This window comes from Cellulomonas sp. KH9 (assembly GCF_900114185.1).
GTDB lineage: Bacteria > Actinomycetota > Actinomycetes > Actinomycetales > Cellulomonadaceae > Cellulomonas.
The window spans coordinates 1161099-1181344 of the sequence record NZ_FOSE01000001.1 but is presented as its reverse complement, the minus strand read 5'-3'; the positions used below and the strand labels follow the sequence as shown (position 1 = coordinate 1181344).

Annotated in this window: 21 protein-coding genes; 7 read left to right on the top strand and 14 right to left on the bottom strand. The window is 76.1% G+C overall.

Going from position 1 to position 20246, the window contains the following annotated elements; translation table 11 throughout:
- Positions 1-5: 5 nt before the first annotated feature.
- The 4 genes from BMZ16_RS05440 to BMZ16_RS05425 form a co-directional block, all read right to left on the bottom strand.
- Positions 6-1130: a GuaB3 family IMP dehydrogenase-related protein gene (locus BMZ16_RS05440; protein ID WP_089798489.1), complete on the bottom strand. Its 1125-nt coding sequence runs from the start codon at positions 1128-1130 to the stop codon at positions 6-8.
- Between the two features lie 46 nt (positions 1131-1176).
- Positions 1177-2700, bottom strand: coding sequence for an IMP dehydrogenase (gene guaB / locus BMZ16_RS05435; protein ID WP_089798488.1), 1524 nt, complete (start codon positions 2698-2700; stop codon positions 1177-1179).
- Positions 2701-2742: 42 nt separating this feature from the next.
- Positions 2743-3417 (bottom strand): response regulator transcription factor, encoded by a 675-nt coding sequence (locus tag BMZ16_RS05430; protein ID WP_089798487.1) that lies wholly within the window; start codon positions 3415-3417, stop codon positions 2743-2745.
- Between the two features lie 197 nt (positions 3418-3614).
- Positions 3615-4607 carry a MerR family transcriptional regulator gene (locus tag BMZ16_RS05425; RefSeq protein WP_089798486.1) on the bottom strand — a complete coding sequence of 331 codons (993 nt, stop codon included), beginning with the start codon at positions 4605-4607 and terminating at the stop codon, positions 3615-3617.
- A gap of 258 nt (positions 4608-4865) precedes the next feature.
- On the opposite strand from BMZ16_RS05425, the gene BMZ16_RS05420 reads away from it, so the two are divergent.
- Positions 4866-5162: a WhiB family transcriptional regulator gene (locus BMZ16_RS05420; protein ID WP_089798485.1), complete on the top strand. Its 297-nt coding sequence runs from the start codon at positions 4866-4868 to the stop codon at positions 5160-5162.
- 222 nt (positions 5163-5384) lie between these two features.
- On the opposite strand, the gene groES is transcribed toward BMZ16_RS05420, so the two are convergent.
- Positions 5385-5678, bottom strand: a complete 294-nt coding sequence (gene groES, locus BMZ16_RS05415) for a co-chaperone GroES (protein ID WP_089798484.1) — start codon at positions 5676-5678, stop codon at positions 5385-5387.
- A 263-nt stretch (positions 5679-5941) separates the two neighbouring features.
- Between groES and BMZ16_RS05410 the strand changes: the two genes are divergently transcribed.
- The gene (locus BMZ16_RS05410; RefSeq protein ID WP_089798483.1) at positions 5942-7144 is read left to right on the top strand and encodes a class I SAM-dependent methyltransferase; all 1203 of its coding nucleotides are present in this window, start codon (positions 5942-5944) and stop codon (positions 7142-7144) included.
- Positions 7144-8292, top strand: a complete 1149-nt coding sequence (locus BMZ16_RS05405) for a glutamate--cysteine ligase (protein WP_089798482.1) — start codon at positions 7144-7146, stop codon at positions 8290-8292. The genes BMZ16_RS05410 and BMZ16_RS05405 overlap by 1 nt, the downstream gene beginning before the upstream one ends.
- A gap of 24 nt (positions 8293-8316) precedes the next feature.
- Here the strand turns inward: BMZ16_RS05405 and BMZ16_RS05400 are convergent, their stop codons facing one another.
- The gene (locus BMZ16_RS05400) at positions 8317-9519 is read right to left on the bottom strand and encodes a hypothetical protein (protein ID WP_089798481.1); all 1203 of its coding nucleotides are present in this window, start codon (positions 9517-9519) and stop codon (positions 8317-8319) included.
- A 104-nt stretch (positions 9520-9623) separates the two neighbouring features.
- Here BMZ16_RS05400 and BMZ16_RS05395 point away from each other — a divergent pair, with 104 nt between their 5' ends.
- Both BMZ16_RS05395 and BMZ16_RS05390 read left to right on the top strand, forming a co-directional pair.
- Complete coding sequence (locus BMZ16_RS05395; protein WP_089798480.1) at positions 9624-10022, top strand: PadR family transcriptional regulator; 399 nt, start codon at positions 9624-9626, stop codon at positions 10020-10022.
- Complete coding sequence (locus tag BMZ16_RS05390) at positions 10019-10558, top strand: hypothetical protein (protein ID WP_089798479.1); 540 nt, start codon at positions 10019-10021, stop codon at positions 10556-10558. Before BMZ16_RS05395 ends, BMZ16_RS05390 begins: the two co-directional genes overlap by 4 nt.
- A 125-nt stretch (positions 10559-10683) precedes the next feature.
- Here BMZ16_RS05390 and tsaD read toward each other — a convergent pair whose 3' ends face one another.
- Positions 10684-11724 carry a tRNA (adenosine(37)-N6)-threonylcarbamoyltransferase complex transferase subunit TsaD gene (tsaD, locus tag BMZ16_RS05385; RefSeq protein WP_089798478.1) on the bottom strand — a complete coding sequence of 347 codons (1041 nt, stop codon included), beginning with the start codon at positions 11722-11724 and terminating at the stop codon, positions 10684-10686.
- Between the two features lie 88 nt (positions 11725-11812).
- On the opposite strand from tsaD, the gene BMZ16_RS05380 reads away from it, so the two are divergent.
- Positions 11813-12478 carry a malonic semialdehyde reductase gene (locus tag BMZ16_RS05380; RefSeq protein WP_255366368.1) on the top strand — a complete coding sequence of 222 codons (666 nt, stop codon included), beginning with the start codon at positions 11813-11815 and terminating at the stop codon, positions 12476-12478.
- 51 nt (positions 12479-12529) lie between these two features.
- Here BMZ16_RS05380 and BMZ16_RS05375 read toward each other — a convergent pair whose 3' ends face one another.
- The 7 genes from BMZ16_RS05375 to BMZ16_RS05345 form a co-directional block, all read right to left on the bottom strand.
- Entirely contained in the window at positions 12530-13390 is an 861-nt protein-coding gene (locus tag BMZ16_RS05375) for a sulfurtransferase (RefSeq protein WP_218143309.1), read from the bottom strand.
- Positions 13387-13872, bottom strand: a complete 486-nt coding sequence (gene rimI, locus BMZ16_RS05370) for a ribosomal protein S18-alanine N-acetyltransferase (RefSeq protein WP_255366367.1) — start codon at positions 13870-13872, stop codon at positions 13387-13389. The genes BMZ16_RS05375 and rimI overlap by 4 nt, the downstream gene beginning before the upstream one ends.
- On the bottom strand, positions 13869-14603 hold the full coding sequence (tsaB, locus tag BMZ16_RS05365; RefSeq protein ID WP_089798477.1) for a tRNA (adenosine(37)-N6)-threonylcarbamoyltransferase complex dimerization subunit type 1 TsaB: 735 nt from the start codon (positions 14601-14603) through the stop codon (positions 13869-13871). Before tsaB ends, rimI begins: the two co-directional genes overlap by 4 nt.
- On the bottom strand, positions 14600-15142 hold the full coding sequence (gene tsaE / locus BMZ16_RS05360; protein ID WP_089798476.1) for a tRNA (adenosine(37)-N6)-threonylcarbamoyltransferase complex ATPase subunit type 1 TsaE: 543 nt from the start codon (positions 15140-15142) through the stop codon (positions 14600-14602). Before tsaE ends, tsaB begins: the two co-directional genes overlap by 4 nt.
- Positions 15139-16344 (bottom strand): alanine racemase, encoded by a 1206-nt coding sequence (gene alr / locus BMZ16_RS05355; RefSeq protein WP_089798475.1) that lies wholly within the window; start codon positions 16342-16344, stop codon positions 15139-15141. Before alr ends, tsaE begins: the two co-directional genes overlap by 4 nt.
- A gap of 93 nt (positions 16345-16437) precedes the next feature.
- Entirely contained in the window at positions 16438-17118 is a 681-nt protein-coding gene (locus BMZ16_RS05350) for a nucleoside/nucleotide kinase family protein (protein WP_255366365.1), read from the bottom strand.
- The gene (locus BMZ16_RS05345; protein WP_089798474.1) at positions 17115-18611 is read right to left on the bottom strand and encodes an NAD(P)H-hydrate epimerase; all 1497 of its coding nucleotides are present in this window, start codon (positions 18609-18611) and stop codon (positions 17115-17117) included. The genes BMZ16_RS05350 and BMZ16_RS05345 overlap by 4 nt, the downstream gene beginning before the upstream one ends.
- Before the next feature lie 141 nt (positions 18612-18752).
- Here BMZ16_RS05345 and BMZ16_RS05340 point away from each other — a divergent pair, with 141 nt between their 5' ends.
- Complete coding sequence (locus BMZ16_RS05340) at positions 18753-20234, top strand: CdiA C-terminal domain-containing protein (RefSeq protein WP_089798473.1); 1482 nt, start codon at positions 18753-18755, stop codon at positions 20232-20234.
- Positions 20235-20246: the final 12 nt, after the last annotated feature.

Below are 20246 nucleotides of genomic sequence, written 5' to 3'. Positions count from 1 at the left end.
CTGGTTCAGAACGGCTGGTACGGCGAGACGACGACCTCGATGCGCTGGAACTCCTTGAGGTCGGAGTAGCCGGTCGTGGCCATCGCGCGGCGCAGCGCGCCGATGAGGTTGAGCGTGCCGTCGGCGGTCCGGCCGGGACCGAACAGGATCTGGTCGAGCGTGCCGACCGTGCCGACCTCGACGCGCTCGCCGCGGGGCAGCTGCGGGTGGTGCGCCTCGGGCCCCCAGTGGAAGCCGCGACCGGGGGCGTCGCTGGCCCGCGCCAGCGCCGCACCCAGCATGACGGCGTCGGCGCCGCAGGCGATGGCCTTCACGAGGTCCCCGGAGCGCCCCACGCCGCCGTCGGCGATGACGTGCACGTACCGGCCGCCCGACTCGTCGAGGTAGTCGCGCCGCGCGGCGGCGACGTCCGCGACCGCCGACGCCATGGGCGCGTGGATGCCGAGGGACACGCGCGTGGTGTGCGCGGCGCCCCCGCCGAAGCCGACCAGGACGCCGGCCGCACCGGTGCGCATGAGGTGCAGCGCCGCCGTGTACGTCGACGCGCCGCCCACGATCACGGGGACGTCGAGCTCGTAGATGAAGCGCTTGAGGTTGAGCGGCTCGGCGCGGCCCGACACGTGCTCGGCGGACACGGTGGTGCCGCGGATGACGAACAGGTCCACGCCCGCGTCGACGACGGTGCGCCAGTGCTCCTGCGTGCGCTGCGGGCTCAGTGCCCCGGCGACGACGACCCCCGCGTCCCGGATCTCCTGCAGCCGCGCCCGGATCAGCTCGGGCCGGATGGGCGCGGCGTAGACCTCCTGCATGCGGGCGGTGGCGTGCGCCGCGTCGAGCGACGCGATCTCCTCGAGCAGCCCGCTCGGGTCCTCGTACCGCGTCCACAGGCCCTCGAGGTCCAGGACGCCCAGGCCGCCGGCACGCCCGAGGGCGACGGCGGTCGCGGGGCTCATCACGGAGTCCATCGGCGCGGCCAGGACGGGCAGGTCGAAGTGGTAGGCGTCGATCTGCCAGCCGACCGACACCTCCTCCGGGTCGCGCGTGCGCCGCGAGGGCACCACCGCGATGTCGTCGAAGGAGTACGCCCGGCGTCCCCGCTTGCCCCGCCCGATCTCGATGTCGCTGGTCACCCGACGAGGATACCGGCGCCCACCGGGGACCCCGCCCGCGGACCCGTCAGCGGCCCGTGTAGTTGGGCGCCTCGACCGTCATCTGGATGTCGTGCGGGTGCGACTCCTTGAGCCCCGCGGGCGTGATCCGGATGAACTGGCCGCGCTGCTGCAGCTCGGGGATGGTGTGCGCCCCGACGTAGAACATCGACTGGTGCAGCCCGCCGACGAGCTGGTGCGCGACGGCGGACAGCGGGCCGCGGTACGGGACCTGCCCCTCGATGCCCTCGGGCACGATCTTCTCGTCGGTCGTCACGTCCGCCTGGAAGTACCGGTCCTTGGAGTACGAGACCCGGCCGCGCGAGGCCATCGCCCCCAGCGACCCCATGCCGCGGTAGTGCTTGAACTGCTTGCCGTTGACGAACACGAGGTCGCCCGGCGACTCGTCGCAGCCCGCGAGCAGCGAGCCGAGCATGACGGTGTCGGCCCCGGCGACCAGCGCCTTCGCGATGTCGCCCGAGTACTGCAGGCCGCCGTCGCCGATCACCGGCACCCCGGCCGGCTTGCAGACCTGCGCGGCGTCGTGGATGGCCGTGACCTGCGGCACCCCGACGCCGGCCACGACGCGGGTGGTGCAGATGGACCCCGGCCCGACGCCCACCTTGACGGCGTCGACGCCCGCCTCGACCAGCGCCTGCGCGCCGGCACGGGTCGCGACGTTGCCGCCGATGACCTGCACGTGCCGGGTGGCCGGGTCGGACTTCAGGCGCCGCACCATGTCGAGCATGAGCCGGGCGTGACCGTTGGCCGTGTCGACGACGAGCACGTCGACGGCCGCCTCGACCAGGGCCGTCGCCCGCTCCCACGCGTCGCCGAAGAACCCGATCGCGGCGCCGACGACCAGCCGGCCCTCGGCGTCCTTGGTGGCGTGCGGGTACTGCTCGGACTTGACGAAGTCCTTGACGGTGATGAGGCCCGCGAGCTTGCCGTGCTCGTCGACGAGGGGCAGCTTCTCGACCTTGTGCTTGGCCAGCAGGGCGGCGGCGTCGGCGCGCGCGATCCCCACGTGCGCGGTCACCAGCGGCATCGACGTCATCTCGTCGCGCACCCGCCGGGTCGCGAACTCGGCGGGCGGCACGAAGCGCAGGTCGCGGTTGGTGATGATGCCCACGAGGCGCCCGTCGGCGTCGACCACGGGCAGGCCGGACACCCGGTACGTGCCGCACAGCGCGTCGAGCTCGGCCAGCGTCGCGTCCGGCCCCACCGTCACCGGGTCGGACACCATGCCGGACTCGGACCGCTTGACCAGGTCCACCTGGTGCGCCTGGTCCTGGATCGAGAGGTTGCGGTGCAGGATCCCGACGCCACCCTGGCGGGCCATCGCCACGGCCATCCGGGACTCGGTGACGGTGTCCATCGCCGCCGACACCAGGGGCACGCGCACCGAGATCTCGCGCGTGAGCCGCGAGGACGTGTCGACCTCGGACGGGATGACGTCCGTCTCGCCGGGCAGCAGCAGGACGTCGTCGTACGTGAGTCCGACCCGCGCGAACGGGTCCGCGGGAGACGTGGAGGAGTCGGGCGCCGTCATCCCCTCAGGATACGTGGCCCGCGGGGTCGCGGGGGCGTGCGGTCAGTCGATGATCCCGCGCCGCAGGCCGATCGCGACGGCCTGCGCCCGGTCGGACGCACCGAGCTTGCGGAACAGCCGCCGCGCGTGCGTCTTGACCGTGTCCTCGGACAGGAACAGCTCCTGGCCGATCTGGGCGTTCGACCGACCGTGGCTCATGCCGACGAGCACCTCGATCTCACGCTTGGTCAGCACGGGGACGGGCTCGGCGGCGCGGACCGCGACACCGGCGTCGCTGCGCGCCGCGTGCGACTCCTGCAGGGGCGACGCCGGGTGCGGCACGGCCTGCTGGCCGCCCGGCACCGACGTCACGGGGCTCGCCTGCACGTGGGCGGCGACGGCCGCGAGCTCCGCGCGGCCGACGTCGGGGGCGAGGAAGCCCCGCGCACCGAGCGCCAGCGCCCGGTCCAGCGCCTCCCCGTCCTCGGGGCCTGCCAGCAGGACGACCGCCGCGGAGGGCGCGACCGCACGCAGGCGACGGATCGCCTCGGCGGGGCCGGCCCCGGGCAGGTGCGCGTCCAGCAGCACGACGGTGGGGGCGATGCGTCGCGCCAGGGCGATCAGCTCGTCCGCTGTTGCGGCGGCTCGCACGGGTGCCAGCGACGGCACACCGATCGATGTCACGACGAGCCGCTCACGCACGGTCGCCGAGCCGTGGCAGACCACGACTCCAGCCATGGGGTTCCTCCTCGCGCCGATCCCGGTTACCACATGCGTGCACGGGTCCATGCCTGCATCGGCGTTACCGGTGGGTCACGTTAGCCTCCGAGGCCCACGGAGGAGAATCTCATGTGCCGTTTTCTCCCGGTTGTGGGGCCCCACGTGCTATGTCGTCACGCGAACGGGTCATCCGTCGCGGCCCCGACGGCACCCGGTCACGGCACCGACGACTGCGCGACGGCCGCCAGCGCCTCGTGCAGCAGGCCCGGCAGGGTGCGCGCGCGGTGCACGGAGCGGTCGAGCGGCACCCGGTCCTCGGCACCCTCCGCCACCATGACGAACTGCGGCAGGTCCGTGCGCTCCCCCGCCAGCCGTGCCACGACGGAGAGGTCCGGCGCGGGTGACTCGGAGAGCGTGACCACGGCGCGGGCACGGGTCATGAGCGCGAGCTCGCCGGCGTGCCGGGTGGACACCGGCCCGGCGACGAGCCGCGCGTCCACGCCGCCGTCGACGAGCGCGGCGGCCAGGACGTGCGCCAGGACGGGGCGCACCTCCCCCGGCACGGGCAGCAGCAGGACGACCGGCGCACCGGTCGGCGGCGGGGTCGCGGTCCGGGCGCGCAGCGCCGCGAGCACGGCACCGAGCAGGGTCTCGCGGGCGTCGACCCCGGGGCGCTCGACCACGGTGCGTCGTGCCAGCGCCGCGAGGGCGGGCTGCACCAGGTCGGACCACCAGGCCGTGAGGTCGGTGCCGGCGGTGTCCAGCAGGGCGGTGCACCGGTCCGCGCGGCCCGTCAGCGCGGCGTCGACGAGTGCGACGACACCTCCGGCGCCGGGGGCGGCGCGACCGGGGACGCCGGCGGGCGTGGGGACGCCGAGGAGGGCGGGCACCTCGGGGACCCCCACGGGCAGCCGGCCGGTCAGGTCGTCGCTGGCCGCCGTCGGCGGCACCACCGTGTCGGGCGCCTGCGCGAGCCGCGCAGCCTCCGCCGGGGCGACGCCGTCGATCGTGAGGCGCCGCATCACGAGCAGGCGCTCGAGGTCCTGCGCGGTGTAGCGGCGGTGCGCGCCCGCGGAGTGCTCGGAGGGGCCCAGGCCGTAGCGCCGGTCCCACGTGCGCAGCGTCGCGGGGGCCACGCCCAGGCGGCGCGCGACGGCGGCGACAGTGAGCGCCGGCGCGTCGGCGCTGTCGTCTCCTGCGGGGACCATGACGCGATTGTGCCAGGCCTGTGGCGCGATACGGGTGGCGGGCTCCCGGAGCCGCTGCGGGTGACGGACGCGCGTCCTGCACCGGCGTCCAGATCGCGCCAGCGAACCGCGCCAGGAGATCGCGTCGAAAGGGGTCTTGAACAACTTCTGGCGCGGTTGTACGGTTGCGGCACGTCGACCCCGGGAAACCGCGGACGACCACCGACTTTCGTCCCGGCGTCGCCGCTGGACGTCAACGCAGGAGCCAAGGAGGAGCACATGGCCGAGATCTCGCGTCTGCCCGGACCGGTGATGGACCTGTGGGAGTGGCAGTTCGACGGCGCGTGCCGCGACGCCGACCAGGACCTGTTCTTCCACCCGGAGGGCGAGCGAGGCTCGGCCCGCCGCCGACGCGCGGAGGCCGCCAAGGCCATCTGCGCCACGTGCCCCGTGCTGAACGAGTGCCGCGAGCAGTCGCTGGCGGTCCGCGAGCCCTACGGCGTGTGGGGCGGCCTGTCCGAGGAGGAGCGCGCGGCGGTCCTCGCCGAGCGCGCCGGACGCCGCGTCACCGCCTGACCTCCGCCGCACGGCGTCCGTCACCGCTGATCCGTCACCGCCGACGGGGCGTCAGCGCGTGACGGACGTCCGGCCAGACCACCGGGGCCCGGCCCCGCTCCCGCCCGGACCCGGCGAGCACCGACGACGAAGGCCCCCTCCCGCGGGAGGGGGCCTTCGTCGTGCCGTGGACGGCCCGCCGTGGTGGCGGGCCGTCGTCGGGCGTCGTGCTGCGGGCTGTCGTCAGGCGACGACCGCGAGGATGTCGCGCGCGGAGAGGATCAGGTACTCCTCGCCGGCGTACTTCACCTCGGTGCCGCCGTACTTCGAGTAGATGACCTTGTCGCCGACAGCCACGTCCAGCGGGACGCGGTTGCCGTTGTCGTCGATACGACCCGGGCCCACCGCCAGGACCTCGCCCTCCTGGGGCTTCTCCTTGGCGCTGTCCGGGATGACGAGACCCGACGCGGTCGTCGTCTCGGCCTCGAGGGCCTTGACGACGATCCGGTCCTCGAGGGGCTTGATGGAGACCGACACAGCGGACCTCCCCTTCGCATGTTGAGTAGTTCAGGCAGGGTCTGCGCCGCACCGTCGCCGCCGTCGTCGCGGGTGCCGGGGCCACCGGAGCGGTTGGCACCCTCCCAGGGAGAGTGCCAGTTCCTCACTCTAGGAACGCGTTAGCACTCGGTCAACCCGAGTGCCAACAGGACGACCACCCGGGTGACCCGCGGTGCACGTCGTCGGACGCTGCGCGGACACCTGTGGTGCCCGGCGGGGCGGGGGCGTGGGAAGGTGGGGCCGTGGACGACGCCGGACTGGTCAAGCTCCTCAGTCCCGACGGCTGGGCGCTGCTGCAGGCCCTGCCCCCGTACGACGAGCGGCTCGCGCTGCCGATCGCGGAGCGCCTGCAGAAGGAGGGGCTCGACCCCGCCCTCGTGGCCGCCGCGCTCACGCAGTCACGGCTGCGCCTGCGGGCCCGCGGCAAGCTCGGCGAGTTCGCCGACGGCATGCTGTTCACGGTGCACGGGCTCGAGCAGGCGACCCGTCTGGAGGTCGCGGCGCACCACGCCCGCCGCTACCGCGACGCGGGCTGCACGTACGTCGCCGACCTCACCTGCGGTCTGGGCGCCGACGCGCTCGCGATGGCCGGCATCGGGCTGCGCGTGCTGGCCACGGACGTCGACGAGACGACCGCGGCGCTGGCGACCGTCAACCTGCGGGCGTTCCCCGAGGTGCAGGTGCGCCTGGGCGACGGCCTCGCGCTGGACCTGGCGGCCGAGGGCGTCGACGGCGTGTACGCCGACCCCGCGCGCCGCACGGGCACCGGGCGACGCGTCTTCGACCCGCGGGCGTACTCCCCGCCGCTGGACGAGGTGCTCGCCGTGCGCGGCACGGTGCCGGCGCTCGGGCTCAAGCTCGGCCCCGGGCTGGCGCACCGGGACCTGCCGGTGGACGCCGAGGCGCAGTGGGTGTCGGCGGACGGTGAGGTGGTCGAGCTCGGGCTGTGGTTCGGCCCTCTCGCACCCGACGGTCCCGGGCGCTCGGCGCTCGTCCTGCGGGACGGCGCCGCGCACACGCTGCGCGCGGACCCCGACGGCGACGACGACGCACCGCCCGTCGGGCCGGTCGGCGGCTACCTGTACGAGCCGGACGGCGCCGTCATCCGCGCCGGTCTGGTCGGCACCGTCGCGCACCGCGTGCGCGGGCGGCTGATCGACCCCACCATCGCCTACGTGACCTCCAACGCCCTCGCCGACCGCACCGCGTGGCACCCGCTGGCCACCGGGTACCGCGTGCTGGACGACCTGCCGTTCGGCCTCAAGCGCCTGCGCACGTACCTGCGCGAGCGGGGCGTGGGCCGCCTGACCATCAAGAAGCGCGGGACCGCGGTCGTGCCCGAGACGCTGCGGCGCCAGCTCGACCTGCGGGGCGACGCCGAGGGCACGGTCGTGCTGACGCGCGTCGCCGGGCAGCAGCGGGTCCTCGTCGTGGAGCCGGTCTGATGGCGGCGCCCGTCACCCTGCCGTTCGCGCTGTCGGAGCGCTCGACGGTCGGCATCGAGTGGGAGGTGGCGCTGGTCGACGCCGACTCCGGCGACCTGCGCCAGGCCGCCCAGGCGATCTTCGAGGCCGTGCGTCCCGCCGACGGCACGGACCACCCGCACATCACCTCCGAGCTGCTGCTCAACACCGTGGAGGTGTCCTCCGGCAAGTGCCGCACGGTGGGCGAGGCCGGCGCGGACCTGCAGCGGGCGCTGGACGAGGTCGCCGCGGCGGCCCGGCCCCTGCGGATCGAGCTCATGGGCGCGGGCACGCACCCGTTCGCCAGCTGGGCCACGCAGCGGGTCACCGACAAGCAGCGGTACGCCACGCTCATCGACCGCACCCAGTGGTGGGGCCGGCAGATGCTCATCTACGGCGTGCACGTGCACGTGGGCATCGAGGACCGCGACAAGGTCCTGCCGCTGAGCCGCGCGATGCTGACGGTGTTCCCGCACATCCAGTCGCTGTCGGCGTCCTCGCCGTTCTGGGGCGGCGAGGACACGGGCTACGCCTCGAACCGCGCGCTGCTGTTCCAGCAGCTGCCGACGGCCGGGCTGCCCCCGCAGTTCGAGCGGTGGGAGCAGCTCGAGCAGTACGTCGGCGACATGATCCACACGGGCGTGATCGACCTCGTGGACGAGGTGCGGTGGGACATCCGCCCCTCCCCCCGGTTCGGCACCCTGGAGATGCGGATCGCGGACGGCGCCGCCAGCCTGCTCGAGGTCACGGCGATCAGCGCCTTCACGCACTGCCTCGTGGAGCACTTCTCGTCGATGATCGACGCCGGCGAGCCCCTGCCGACGCTGCCGCCGTGGTTCGCGCAGGAGAACAAGTGGCGCTCGGCGCGCTACGGCATGGACGCGATCGTCATCACCGACGCCGCGGGCAACGAGGAGCTCGTCACCGACTCCGTGGGCCGCTGGCTGGTCGAGCTCGCGCCGGTCGCGGAGCGTCTGGGGTGCCGGCAGGAGCTGGAGCAGGTGCGCACCATCCTGCGCCGGGGTGCGTCGTACCAGCGCCAGCGCGCCGTGGCCCGGCGGCACGCGGGCGAGCTCGAGCCGGTGGTGCGGGCGCTGGTCGCGGAGCTGGCGGCCGGCCGGCCGCTCTGAGCACGGCCGCCGGATCGTCCACCCTCAGAGCCACCGCCAGGACCCGAGCAGCCCGTCGAGCGCCGGCGCGACACCGTCGTCGCGCGTGGTGCGCGTCAGCGTCCACGCCCACGTGCGCCCGTCGCGGTCGGTCCGCACCTCGGTGCGCAGCAGGTTCTCCCCCACCGTGAAGGTGCGGACGAGCACCGGGCCGGCCGGCGTCGTCCGGGCGGCCACGGGTCCGGTGGGCTGCACCACCGGACCGTAGTCGTGCACGGCTGGTGTCCCGAGTGCCGTGCGGGCGTCGCGCCCGGGCTCCTGCGGCGCCGAGGTGACGACCAGCGAGGCACCGCGCGTGAGCCGGACGTACAGGTGCGTCCAGGTGCCGTCGGCGGACGGGACGCCCGCGGCGGTCGGCGGCGCCGGGAGCCGGCAGGTGGCGACCCCCTGGCCGCCGGGGTCCTGCACGACGACCGGCACGGCCGCGGCGCACGGGTCGTCGGGCAGCGCGGGGGCGGGCGGGTGCGGCGGCGCGTCGGGGTCGTCGGGCAGCCACTGCCAGGTGGCGAGCACGGCGTCCACGAGCGGGTCCAGGCCGTCGTCCCCGTCCGCGCGCAGCACGCCGACGACGAACGCCCAGCCGTCGCGGTCGAGGTGGGTGTCCGTGACGCGCCGGGTGCCGACGACCGCCGACGTGCGCCACGCCGGCCCGGCCGCCGTCACGGCGTGCTCGACCTCCCCCACGGCGCGGCTCAGCCGGTCCCCGACGGCACGTGCCTGCACCGGCCTGTCGGGGGCGGCGGGGAGCAGCTCACCGCGTACGACCCGGCCCACGCGGCCGAGGCACACGACGAGCAGCGCACGCCCGCTGCCCAGCCCGACGACCGCGTCCGTCCGGTTGCCGTCGTCGCCCAGCACGCCCGCGCGGGGGTCGCCGGGGCCGGGCGCGAGGAACGCCTCGCCCGGGCGGCCGTCACCGAGCGGCGCGACGCGCACGGGCACGGTGGGCACGGTCGGGTCGGCACCCGGAGGGAGGGGCGCGAAGCCCTGCGGTGCCCGGGCCACCGGCACCTGCTCCCGGATGCGCCGCACGGCTGCGGCGCGCTCGGCGGGCGGCAGGCGGGGGTCGAGCATGCCGATCATCCGTCGGCGCAGCCGCCAGCGGGCCACGGGTCCGATCGTGCTGACGAGCGTCCACACCACGGCCAGGGCGAGGACGATCAGGAGGACGTGGGACGGAGCGGGCACACCCAGGATCTCGGCACCCGGCCGCCGGACCTTGACGCACCGGGGGCCGGACGACCCGGGGCAGCTACCTTGCTATACCGGCTACCTGGCCTTACCGTGCTCCAGTGACCGGAGCCCGCGACCCCCAGCTGCTCAAGGGCGTGCTGCCGATGCTCACGCTCGCGGTCCTGGCCCGCGGGGAGAGCTACGGGTACCAGCTCGTCACGGTGCTGCGGGGGGCCGGGCTCGAGGACCTCTCGACCGGCACGCTCTACCCCGTGCTGGCCCGCCTCGAGCGCGAGGACCTGCTCACCTCGCACCTGGTCGCCTCACCCAGCGGACCGGCCCGCCGGTACTACCGGGCCAGCGCCGCCGGCCTGCGCACGCTCGCAGAGCGGCGCCGGGCGTGGGCCGACCTCGTCGGCACGGTCACGCGCGTGCTGGACACCCCGCCCGCCGACACCACCACCGCACCCCCGCCCGCGGGGGCGGGACCCTCGAGACCCGCAGAGGACCCCTCATGACGACCGTCCCCGACGTCGCCCCGGCACAGCACCGGCTCGCACGCCACGAGCGCATCCGCCTGTGGTGGTGGCTGCTCCGCCTCGAGACGGCGATGCAGGACTACCCGGCCCGCGAGGCCCGGCGGATCCGCCGCGAGCTGCGCGCCTCCCTGCGCGACGAGGCCGCGGCCGTCGGGCTCGACGAGGCCCTGCGGGGCGTCGGCAGCCCGCGCCGGCTCGCCGCCGCGTACTTCGCCGAGCTCGACCGCGAGCGTCCCCGGTGGACGGACGGCGCGGTCCTCGCCGGGCTCGTCGGCCTCGTGCTGCCCGTCCACCTGTGGCTCGCCTGGCAGCTCGGCGCCCTGAACGCGATCGAGGCGATGGGCGGCGGCGTCGTGGAGACGAGCTGGCTGGGGACGCCGGTGACCCTCACGCACACCGAGGACACCATCGCGATGCAGACGTCGGTGGGCTGGGGCGGCCTGCTGCTGTCCGCCGGGCTCGTCCTGGTCACCTTCGCCCTGGGCTCGCGCGTCTGGCGGCTGCGCGGGGCCTGACCCGGCGCGCTCGGCGCCGAGCGGGCCGTGCCCCTGCGCGCCCTGGCCCGCGGCTCGAGGGCCGGGCGGGATCACGGCACGGCCGAGACCGGCGTCGACCTCGGCGGGTCGCTCCGACCGGTGCGTCAGACGAGCACCTGGGTGAGCGGCATCGTCGAGTCGACGGGGAGGTCGAGCGGCGACGGCGGCATCCCCCGCCGCACGACCGCGGACCCGAGCGCCGCGATCATCGCGCCGTTGTCGGTGCAGTAGCGGATCGGCGGGATGCGCAGCTCGATGCCCGCCTCCGCGCAGCGCGCCGCCGCCATGTCGCGCAGCTGCGAGTTGGCGGAGAACCCGCCCCCGACGACGAGCGTCGACACGCCCTCGCGGCGGCACGCGGCGATCGTCTTGGCCATGAGCACGTCGGCCACCGCGGCCGCGAACGACGCCGCGACGTCGGGCAGCGGGATCTCCTCGCCCGCGTCACGACGGGCCTCGACCCACCGCGCGACCGCGGTCTTGAGGCCGGAGAACGAGAAGTCCGTGGCGTGCTTCGCCTGGTCCTTGGGGGCGGTGAGCCCGCGGGGGAACCGGATCGCCTCCGGGTCGCCCTCGCGTGCCAGGCGGTCGATGTGCGGGCCGCCGGGGTACGGCAGCCCGAGCAGGCGCCCGACCTTGTCGAACGCCTCCCCCGCCGCGTCGTCGAGCGTCGAGCCGAGCTCGGTGACGTTCACCGTGTCGTCGATCATCAGCAGCGACGAGTGCCCGCCCGAGACGACGAGCGCCATGACGCGCTCGGGGAACGCGCCGTCCACCAGCTCGTCGACGACAGCGTGCCCGATGACGTGGTTGACGCCGTACAGCGGCTTGCCCAGGCCGACCGCGAGCGCCTTGGCCGCCGCGGCGCCGATGGTCAGCGGCCCGACGAGGCCCGGGCCCGCGGTGACGGCGACCGCGTCGACGTCGTCGAGCGTGACGTCCGCCGTGGCGAGCGCGCGCTCGATCGTCGGGACCATCGCCTCGAGGTGGGCGCGCGAGGCGATCTCGGGGATGATCCCGCCGAACCGCGCGTGCTCGTCCACCGAGCTGGCGACGGCGTCGACGAGCAGGTCGTAGCCGCGCACGAGACCGACGCCGGTCTCGTCGCAGGAGGTCTCGATCCCGAGGACGAGGGGTGCAGTCACGACGTCCAGGATAGGCGTGCCGCCGACGTGACGGACCTCATGGTTGCCCCGGGGTATCGATGCGTCCGCATGGACTGTTCGAGGCACCGTGAGCACCAGCGACGTCATCGACGACCCGACCCTCGACCCGACCGCCCTCACGGGACCCGCGGACCCGGACGCCACCACGCCGGTCCCCCCGGCCGTCGAGGCGCTGTTCCGCGACGCGCGCACCGTGAGCCGGTTCCGCGACGAGCCCGTGCCCGACGACCTGCTGCGCGACGTCCACGACGCCGTCCGCTGGGGTCCCACGGCCAACAACGCGACGCCGCTGCGGCTGCTCGTGGTCCGCAGCCCCGAGTCCCGCGAGCGTCTGGCGGCGCACGTGGCCGAGTTCAACCGGGCGCGCGTCCTCGCGGCACCGCTGACGCTCGTCGTCGCGGCAGACAGCGACTTCCACCACCACTTCCCGACCCTGGTGCCGCACGCGCCCACGTCGGGCGAGCGCCTCGCGGGCGTGCCCGACGTGCGCGAGCGCATGGCACGCGACAACGCGTGGCTGCAGACCGGCTACCTCGTCGTCGGCCTGCGCGCCGCCGGCCTCGGTGTCGGCCCGATGACGGGCATCGACGCCGCCGCCATCGACGCCGACCTGCTCGCCGGCACCTCGTGGCGGACGTTGTCCGTGCTCAACGTCGGGTGGCCCGACGGCACCGGCACGGACCGGCCGCGCGCCCCGCGTCTGTCCTGGGACCAGGTCGCCCGCGAGGTCTGACGTCGCCGCGCGGGGGCCCCGCCGCGCCCTCGGGCCGGCGGGCGTCCCCGCTCAGTCGGTGGCGACCGGGCGGGCCGGGTCGTTCGACCACTGCGACCACGAACCCGGGTAGAGGACGGACACCACGCCGATCGACGCGAGAGCCGCGACCTCGTGCGCCGCGGTGACGCCCGACCCGCAGTAGACGCCCACAGGCACGCCGGCACCGGGCGTGACGCCCAGCCCGGCGAACCTCGCCCGCAGCGCGTCCGCGGGCAGGAACCGCCCGTCGGGGTCCAGGTTCGCGGCCGTCGGGGCGCTCACCGCCCCGGGGACGTGCCCGGCGCGCGGGTCGACCGGCTCGACGCGGCCGGCGTACCGCTCGGCCGCGCGGGCGTCGAGCAGCACCCCGTCGGCCGCGAGCGCCGCGGCGCCGTCGGCGTCGACGGTGGGCAGCGCACCGGGCAGCAGCACGACGTCACCCGGCTCGGGCGTCACCTCGCCCGGCTCGACGCCGTACCCGGCGGCCACCCACGCGGGCAGCCCGCCGTCGAGCAGGCGCACGTCCCGCACGCCCGCCCAGCGCAGCAGCCACCAGGCCCGCGCCGCGGCGGCGCCTCCCGTCTCGTCGTACACGACGACAGCGGCACCCTCGCGCACGCCCCAGCGCCGGGCAGCGCGCTCGAGGTCCGCCACGTCGGGCAACGGGTGACGGCCGGCGGCCGGTGACGCGGGCGCGGCGAGCTCGGTGTCGAGGTCGACGTACACCGCGCCCGGCACGTGCGCGGCGAGGTAGCGCTCGTGCCCGTCGTCGCGCCCCAGCGCCCACCGCACGTCGAGCAGCACGGGCGGCTCGTCGTCGGCCAGCAGGCGGGCGAGCTCGTCGACGTCGACCAGCACGCGACGGCGCACGTCGTCGGTCGCGGCCGTCACGACGCCTCCGCCCCCGCCCCCGGCAGCAGCAGCTGCATCGTCCACGCGTCGACGTTCTCGGGCTGGTAGTACCCGCGTCGGCGGCCGAGCTGCGTGAACCCCAGGGACTCGTAGAGGTGGATCGCGGGGGCGTTGTCGACCCGCACCTCGAGCAGCACCGACTCGGCGCGCAGCTCGCGCGCCCGGTCCAGCAAGGTCGTGAGCATGCGCCGCCCCACGCCCCGCCCCTGGTACCCGGGGTCGGTCGCGACCGTCATGATCTGCACGTCCCGACCGTCGAACCACATGCCCGCGTAGCCGACGAGCGAGCCGCCCGGGAGCTCCGCACCGACGTAGGTGCGTCCCGGGCCGACGAGCTCGTCGGCGAGCATCTGCCGCGACCACGCGCTGACCCCGAACAGGGCGCGCTCCATCCGGTCGAGCGTGGACAGGTCACCCGCCACCAGGGGCCGGACCCGCACGTCGACGGGCGGTGCGCTCACGCCAGGACCCGCTTGGCGCCCGCCGGCGGGACCGCGTCGGGCCGGCGCAGGTAGAGCGGCTCCGTGGGCTGCGGCTCACCCGCGGCGTCGCGGGCCAGGGCGACCAGGACCAGCCGGAACGGATCGGGGTGCCGCAGCTGCGGCGCCCCGACGAACCGCTCGTCCGGCGGACCGAAGACCTCGGGGTAGAGCTCGCACCCGGTGCCCAGCACGACGTCGTCCGGTGTGCGCGGCACGTCGGCCGGTGCCCCGACCGAGGGTGGCGCGACGCGCACCGCCTCGCTGCCGCGGACCTCGTACCGTGCCCAGTAGACCTCGCGGCGGCGCGCGTCGGTGACGACGAGCACGGGCGTGCCGTCGGGCAGCGCGCCCGGTGCAGGGACGTCCCCACCGGGGATGCGGCCGTGCGCCGCCGCTGCGGCCGCGATCGCGTCCGGGCCGGGCACGCCCCAGACCGGGACCCCCAGCGCCAGTCCCAGGACCCGGGCGGTGACGAGGCCCGCGCGCAGCCCCGTGAACGGCGCGGGACCGGTGCCCACGGCGATGCCGCGCACCTCGGCGCGGTCCGCCCCCTCGAGCTCGAGCGCGCGCTCGATGATCGGCGCGAGCCGCTCGGCGTGCCGCCGCGGCTCCTCGAACGTCTCGGAGCGTGCGTGGACGTGGTCGCCGTCGACCGTCACCAGGGCCGCCGAGACGGCTCCCGACGTGTCGATCCCCAGGTACCTCTTCATGCGTCCTCCTCGTCCTGCGGCGCCCCGGCCACGCCGTCCGGCAGCGCCACACCCGACCAGCGCTCCCCCACGGCGCGGACCGTCAGCACCCGCTCGCCCGCCGCGGCGTCCTCCACGTCGGCGCCCACGCCGCCGTGCGGACGCTGCAGGTCCAGCTCCAGCCGGTCCTCGCTCAGCCCCTCGACCCAGCCGCCGCCCCACTCCACGACCGTCACCGACTCGTCGAGCGCCGAGTCCAGGTCCAGCGCCTCGATCTCGTCGAGCGACCCCAGCCGGTACGCGTCCACGTGCACGAGCGCCGGGCCGCGCGTGCCGTCCGGCCGCGGCAGCGGCGGGTGCTCGCGCGCGATGACGAACGTCGGCGACGCGACCTGCCCGCGCACGCCCAGCCCCTCGCCGAGCCCCTGCGTCAGGGTCGTCTTGCCGGCACCGAGGTCACCGGTGAGGACGAGCAGGTCACCGGGCTTCAGGACGCCCGCGAGCGCGCGGCCCCAGGCACGCGTCGCCTCGGCGTCCGGCAGGCGCACCTGCGTGGTCATGCGGCACCTCCGGTGCTCGTGGTGAGCGCGGCCACCGCGGTCTCGCCGCGCTCGCTGTCGACGTAGGTGCGCGGCACGCGCGCACCGAGGCGGGTGACCACCTCGTAGGAGATGGTGCCCGCGACCTCGGCCCAGTCCTGGGCCGTCGGCCCGCCGTCGCGACCGTCGCCCCACAGCACGACGCGGTCGCCCGCGGCGTCCTGCGCGCCCGGTCCGAGGTCGAGGACGACCTGGTCCATGCACACGCGCCCGGCGACGCCCAGGCGCCGCCCGCCGACCTGCACGGGGCCACCCCAGCGGTCACGGGTCCCCGACGCGTGGCGCGGGATGCCGTCGGCGTAGCCGAGGGGCACGACGCCGAGCACCGTGTCGTGCGGCACGACGTACTCGTGGCCGTAGGACACCCCGGACCCGGCGGGGACGTGCTTGACCGTCACCAGCTCCGCCTCGAGCGTCATGGCGGGCACCAGCCCGAACCGCTCGTGCGAGCCGACCTGCGGCACGGGCGAGAGCCCGTAGACCGCGATCCCGGGCCGCACGAGGTCCCAGTGCAGCGCGGGTGCGGTGAGCGTGGCCGCGGAGTTGGCCAGGTGGCGGACCTCGAGCCGCGCACCGGCGGCCTCGACGAGCGCGACCGCGTCGGCGAACACCGCGGCCTGCTGCCGCACCACCGGGTGGCCCGGGTCGTCCGCGAACGCGAGGTGCGACCACACGCCGACGACGCGCACCAGCCCCTCCGCCTCGGCCGCGAGCGCGGCCGCGAGCACGTCGGGCAGCTCGCCGGGCAGCAGCCCGTTACGGCCCAGCCCCGTGTCGACCTTGAGGTGGACGCGCGCGGTGCGTCCCGCCGTGCGGGCCGCCGCGAGGACCTCGTCCAGCGCCCAGCGCGACGCGACGGACAGGTCGACGTCCGCGTCCACGGCCTCGCGCAGCGGTGCACCGGGCGCGTACAGCCACGTGAGGATCCGGGCGCCGGTGACCCCGGCGCGTCGCAGGTGCAGCGCCTCGGAGACCTGCGCGGTGCCGAGCCACGTGGCACCGCCCTCGAGGGCGGCGAGGGCGGCGGGCACCAGCCCGTGCCCGTACGCGTCGCCCTTCACGACGGCCATGACCTGCGCGTTCGGTGCGTGGGCCACCAGGGCACGGACGTTGCCGCGCACGGCGCCCAGGTCGACCACCGCACGTGCCGGGAAGTCGTTCACGCCCGCCAGTCTCTCACCGCGGTGTCCCACCCCGTGACGCCCTGCCGGTCGTCCGTCCCGTCGGTCCGCCGGGCGCGCGGGCGGCCGCGCCGCTCAGCCCAGCAGGTCCGGGCCGACGACGACGTCCGCGCGCGCGGCCGTCGGCGCGACCAGGCGGGCGTTGGCGGCGTCCGGGCCCGTGGACCACGCCAGCGCCGCGGCGGGCGGCTTGCCGTAGCGCTCGTGCCGCGCGACGAGCCGCGCGAGACGCAGGTCGTCCGGGGGCGCCACGAACCACGACTCGTCCAGCAGCCCGGCGACGGGCCCGAACCCGTGGTCGTCGAGCAGCAGGTAGTTGCCCTCGGTGACGACGAGCGGCACGTCGGCGGGCACCGCGACCGCCCCGGCCACGGGGTTCCGCAGGTCGCGGCGGTACTCGGGGGCGTACACGACGTGCCCGGGCGCCGGGTCCCGCAGCCGCCGCAGCAGCGCGACGTAGCCGTCGGCGTCGAACGTGTCGGGCGCCCCCTTGCGGTCGGCGCGGCCGATGCGCTCCAGCTCGGACTGCGCGAGGTGGAACCCGTCCATCGGCACGACGACGCACGCGCCGCCGAGGGTCGCGGCCACCTGCGCCGCCAGCGTGGACTTGCCGGCGCCCGGGGCCCCGGCGATGCCGAGCACGCGGCGGCCGCCGGCGGCCAGCAGCGCGTGCAGCCGCCGCTCCAGCGCCGGCGCGAGCGGCACGACGGCGTGGTCCGCGGGGGCCGGGTCGGGTGCGGGAGGTCGCCCCGTCACGTGCGGAGCAGCCCGGCGACGACGGCGGGCAGCGCGTCGGCCACGTCCGTGGCGGACACCGGCCCGCCGGGGTTGGCGTGGTGCGCGGCGCGCCCGTGGACGAGCGCCGCGGCCGCCGCCAGCGCCGCCGGCAGGGTCGGGTCACCCGCCGCGTCGGGCGCCCGGCCGGCCAGCAGGGCCCCGAGCACACCGCCCAGGACGTCGCCGGCGCCGGCGGTCGCGAGCCACGAGGGGCCGTCCGCCTGCGCGTACGCCGCGCCGTGGGGCCCGACGACGACCGTGGTGCCGCCCTTGAGCAGCACGGTGGCACCCGTCAGCTCGTGCGCGTGGCGCGCGTGGGTCAGCGGGGCGGCCTCGACGTCGACGCGGGCGGTGTGCGCACCGCGCGCGGTGAGCAGGGCGGCGAGCTCCCCCGCGTGCGGCGTGAGGACGACGTGGGGCGGCACCCGGTCGGGCAGGAGCTCGAGCGCGCCGGCGTCGACCACGGCCGGCTCGTCGTGCGCGAGCGCGTGGGTCAGCGCGTCGCGCACGCGGGCGCGCTGCTCGTGGTCGTCCGGCGCGACGCCGGAGCCCACCACCCACGCCTGCACGCGCCCCTCCCCGACGACGACCTCCGGGTGCGCGGCCAGCACCTGCGGTCCGGCGGACCCGAGGTAGCGCACCATGCCCACGCCCGCGCGCACCGCACCGGCCGCCTGCAGCACCGCGGCACCGGGGTACCGGGCCGACCCGGCGACCACGCCGAGCACGCCGCGCACGTACTTGTGCGCGTCACGGCCGGGCAGCGGCCACAGCGCGGCGACGTCGGCCGCCTCGAGCCGGGCCACGGCCGGGCGGTCCGGCAGCGCCAGCCCCAGGTCGACCACCTCGACGCGGCCGGCCGCGTCCGCCGCGGGCGGCAGCAGCAGCGCCGGCTTGCACGCGCCGAAGGTCACGGTGAGGTCGGCGTCCGCCACCTCCCCGGTGCGGGTGCCGTCGTCGACACCGACCCCCGAGGGCACGTCGACCGCGACCACCAGCGGGCGCGCGTCGGCGTCCAGGGCCCGCAGCCGGGCCACCAGCCGCGCCCCGGGGCCGCGCACGCCACCGCGTCCGCCGATGCCCAGCAGGCCGTCGAGCACCACGTCCGCGCGCGCCAGGTGCCGCGCGGCGTCGTCCGCCGCGGCGTCGTCGGGAGTCGGGACGACACGGCCGTGGGCGGCCCGCAGCGCGTCCAGGCCGCCGGCGTGGGTGCGGTCCGACGTGAGCAGCGCCGTGACCTGCGCACCGCGGCGGGCCAGCAGCGCCCCCGCGTGCAGCGTGTCGCCGCCGTTGTTCCCGGACCCGACCAGCAGCGTCACCCGCGCGCCGCCGACCCGGCCGCGCGTGGCGCGCAGCTCACGCCCCACGTGCACCGCGAGCGCGAACGCCGCGCGCTCCATCAGCGGCACCCCGGCAGCGAGCAGCGGTCGCTCCGCCGCGCGCACGTCGTCGGAGCTCCAGGAGGTCAGCACGCGACCATCCTGCCGTGCCGGCGGGAGCCGCGCCCGGACGGCTGCCGCCGGACACCTGCTTCCGCCCGTGGTCCCGGACCGGTACTTTCCGGGACCGACCGTCACCGGTCCTCGGGCCGTCGGCCACCTGGAAGGGGGTGCATGACGGTGCGCGTCGTGGAGATCAGCGCCGAGGCGGTCGCGGGTGTGCGCACGGACGTCGCGGCGGTGCGGGACGCGGTGGACGAGGACTGGGCCGCACTGCGGGCCCGTGCGCTCGCGCTGGGGGTGCGCACCGCGGGGTTCGACGACGTGCTCGGCGCACGCGACCGGCTCGGCTCGCACGTGCTGCCCGTGGTCGACCGGCACCTGAACCGGGCCCGGGCGCTGGAGCAGCTGCGGTACGGCCCGGTCGACGGGCCGATCCCCGTGCTCGACGTCGACCCCGCACCCCTCGCCCTGCCGTTCACCGCCACGCCCCTGGACGACGGCGGCACGACGCTGACCTGGGCGGCGACCTCCCAGGCCGAGGTCGAGGCCGACGAGCAGCAGGCCCAGGAGTCCCGCGGGATCGGTGGCTGGCTCGCCGACCGGTGGGACGACGCCTCCGACGCCGTCGCCGACGGCACGCAGTGGGTCGCCGACAAGGCCGGGCAGGCCTGGGAGGCCGTCACCGACGCCGGGGCGGCCATCGGGGACTGGTGGGAACGCACCACCGCCGACCTCGGTGCGTGGATCGACACCCACCTGGCCGGGGTCCGCGAGTTCATCGGCCGGCACGTCGCGGTGTTCCGGTTCCTGGCCGACGCCCTGCGGATCGTCGGCTGGGTCCTCGTGGTCGTGGGTGTCGTGCTGTCCGTGGCCCTGGCGGTCATCGGCGCCATGGGCGGCACCGCCGCCGGCGCGATCTTCGGGTTCGGCGTCGGCGCCGTACCCGGCGGGGCCGCCGGCGCCGTCGCCGGGCTCACGTTCGGACTGAAGATCCTCGGCGTCGGGTTCACCCTCGTCTCGGTCGGGGACTTCCTCGACGTGGCCGCCGACTGGGGCGAAGGCAAGATCGACGGCCAGGAGCTGGTCAAGCGCGGGTCCATCGAGCTCGGCCTGGCACTCACCTCGCTGATCGGTGTGGGCGTCGTCGGCAAGATCCTGCAGCAGGCCCTCACGCACCTGCCCGCGTCGTGGCGGCGGCGACTCCTGCAGCTGACCCACGGTGACGCCACCTTGCCGTCCCGCGCACCAGACCCGTCAGCGGTCCCCGGCGGCCGTCCCACCCGGATCTCCCCCGACCAGGACGACGCGACCCGGCGCAGCCTCGAGCGCGAGAACGACAGCGCCACGACGCTGGCACGCGAGGGGTACGAGGTGGTCCAGAACCCCGACGTCCCGGGCCCGAAGAACCCCGACTACACGGTCGAGGGCCGCGTCTTCGACGCCTTCTCCCCCTCCACGCCGAACGCCCGCAACATCCGGTCGACCATCCTCCGGAAGGTGGCGTCCGGTCAGACGTCGCGCATCGTGCTGAACCTGGACGACACTGTCGTGACCCACGCCCAGGTCGCCGCCGCGCTCCGCGCCGAGCCTGTCGAGGGGTTGGAGGAGGTCCTCGTCGTCAAGGACGGGATCGTCACCCGCCTCCGCGTCTGACCCCTCCGTCCG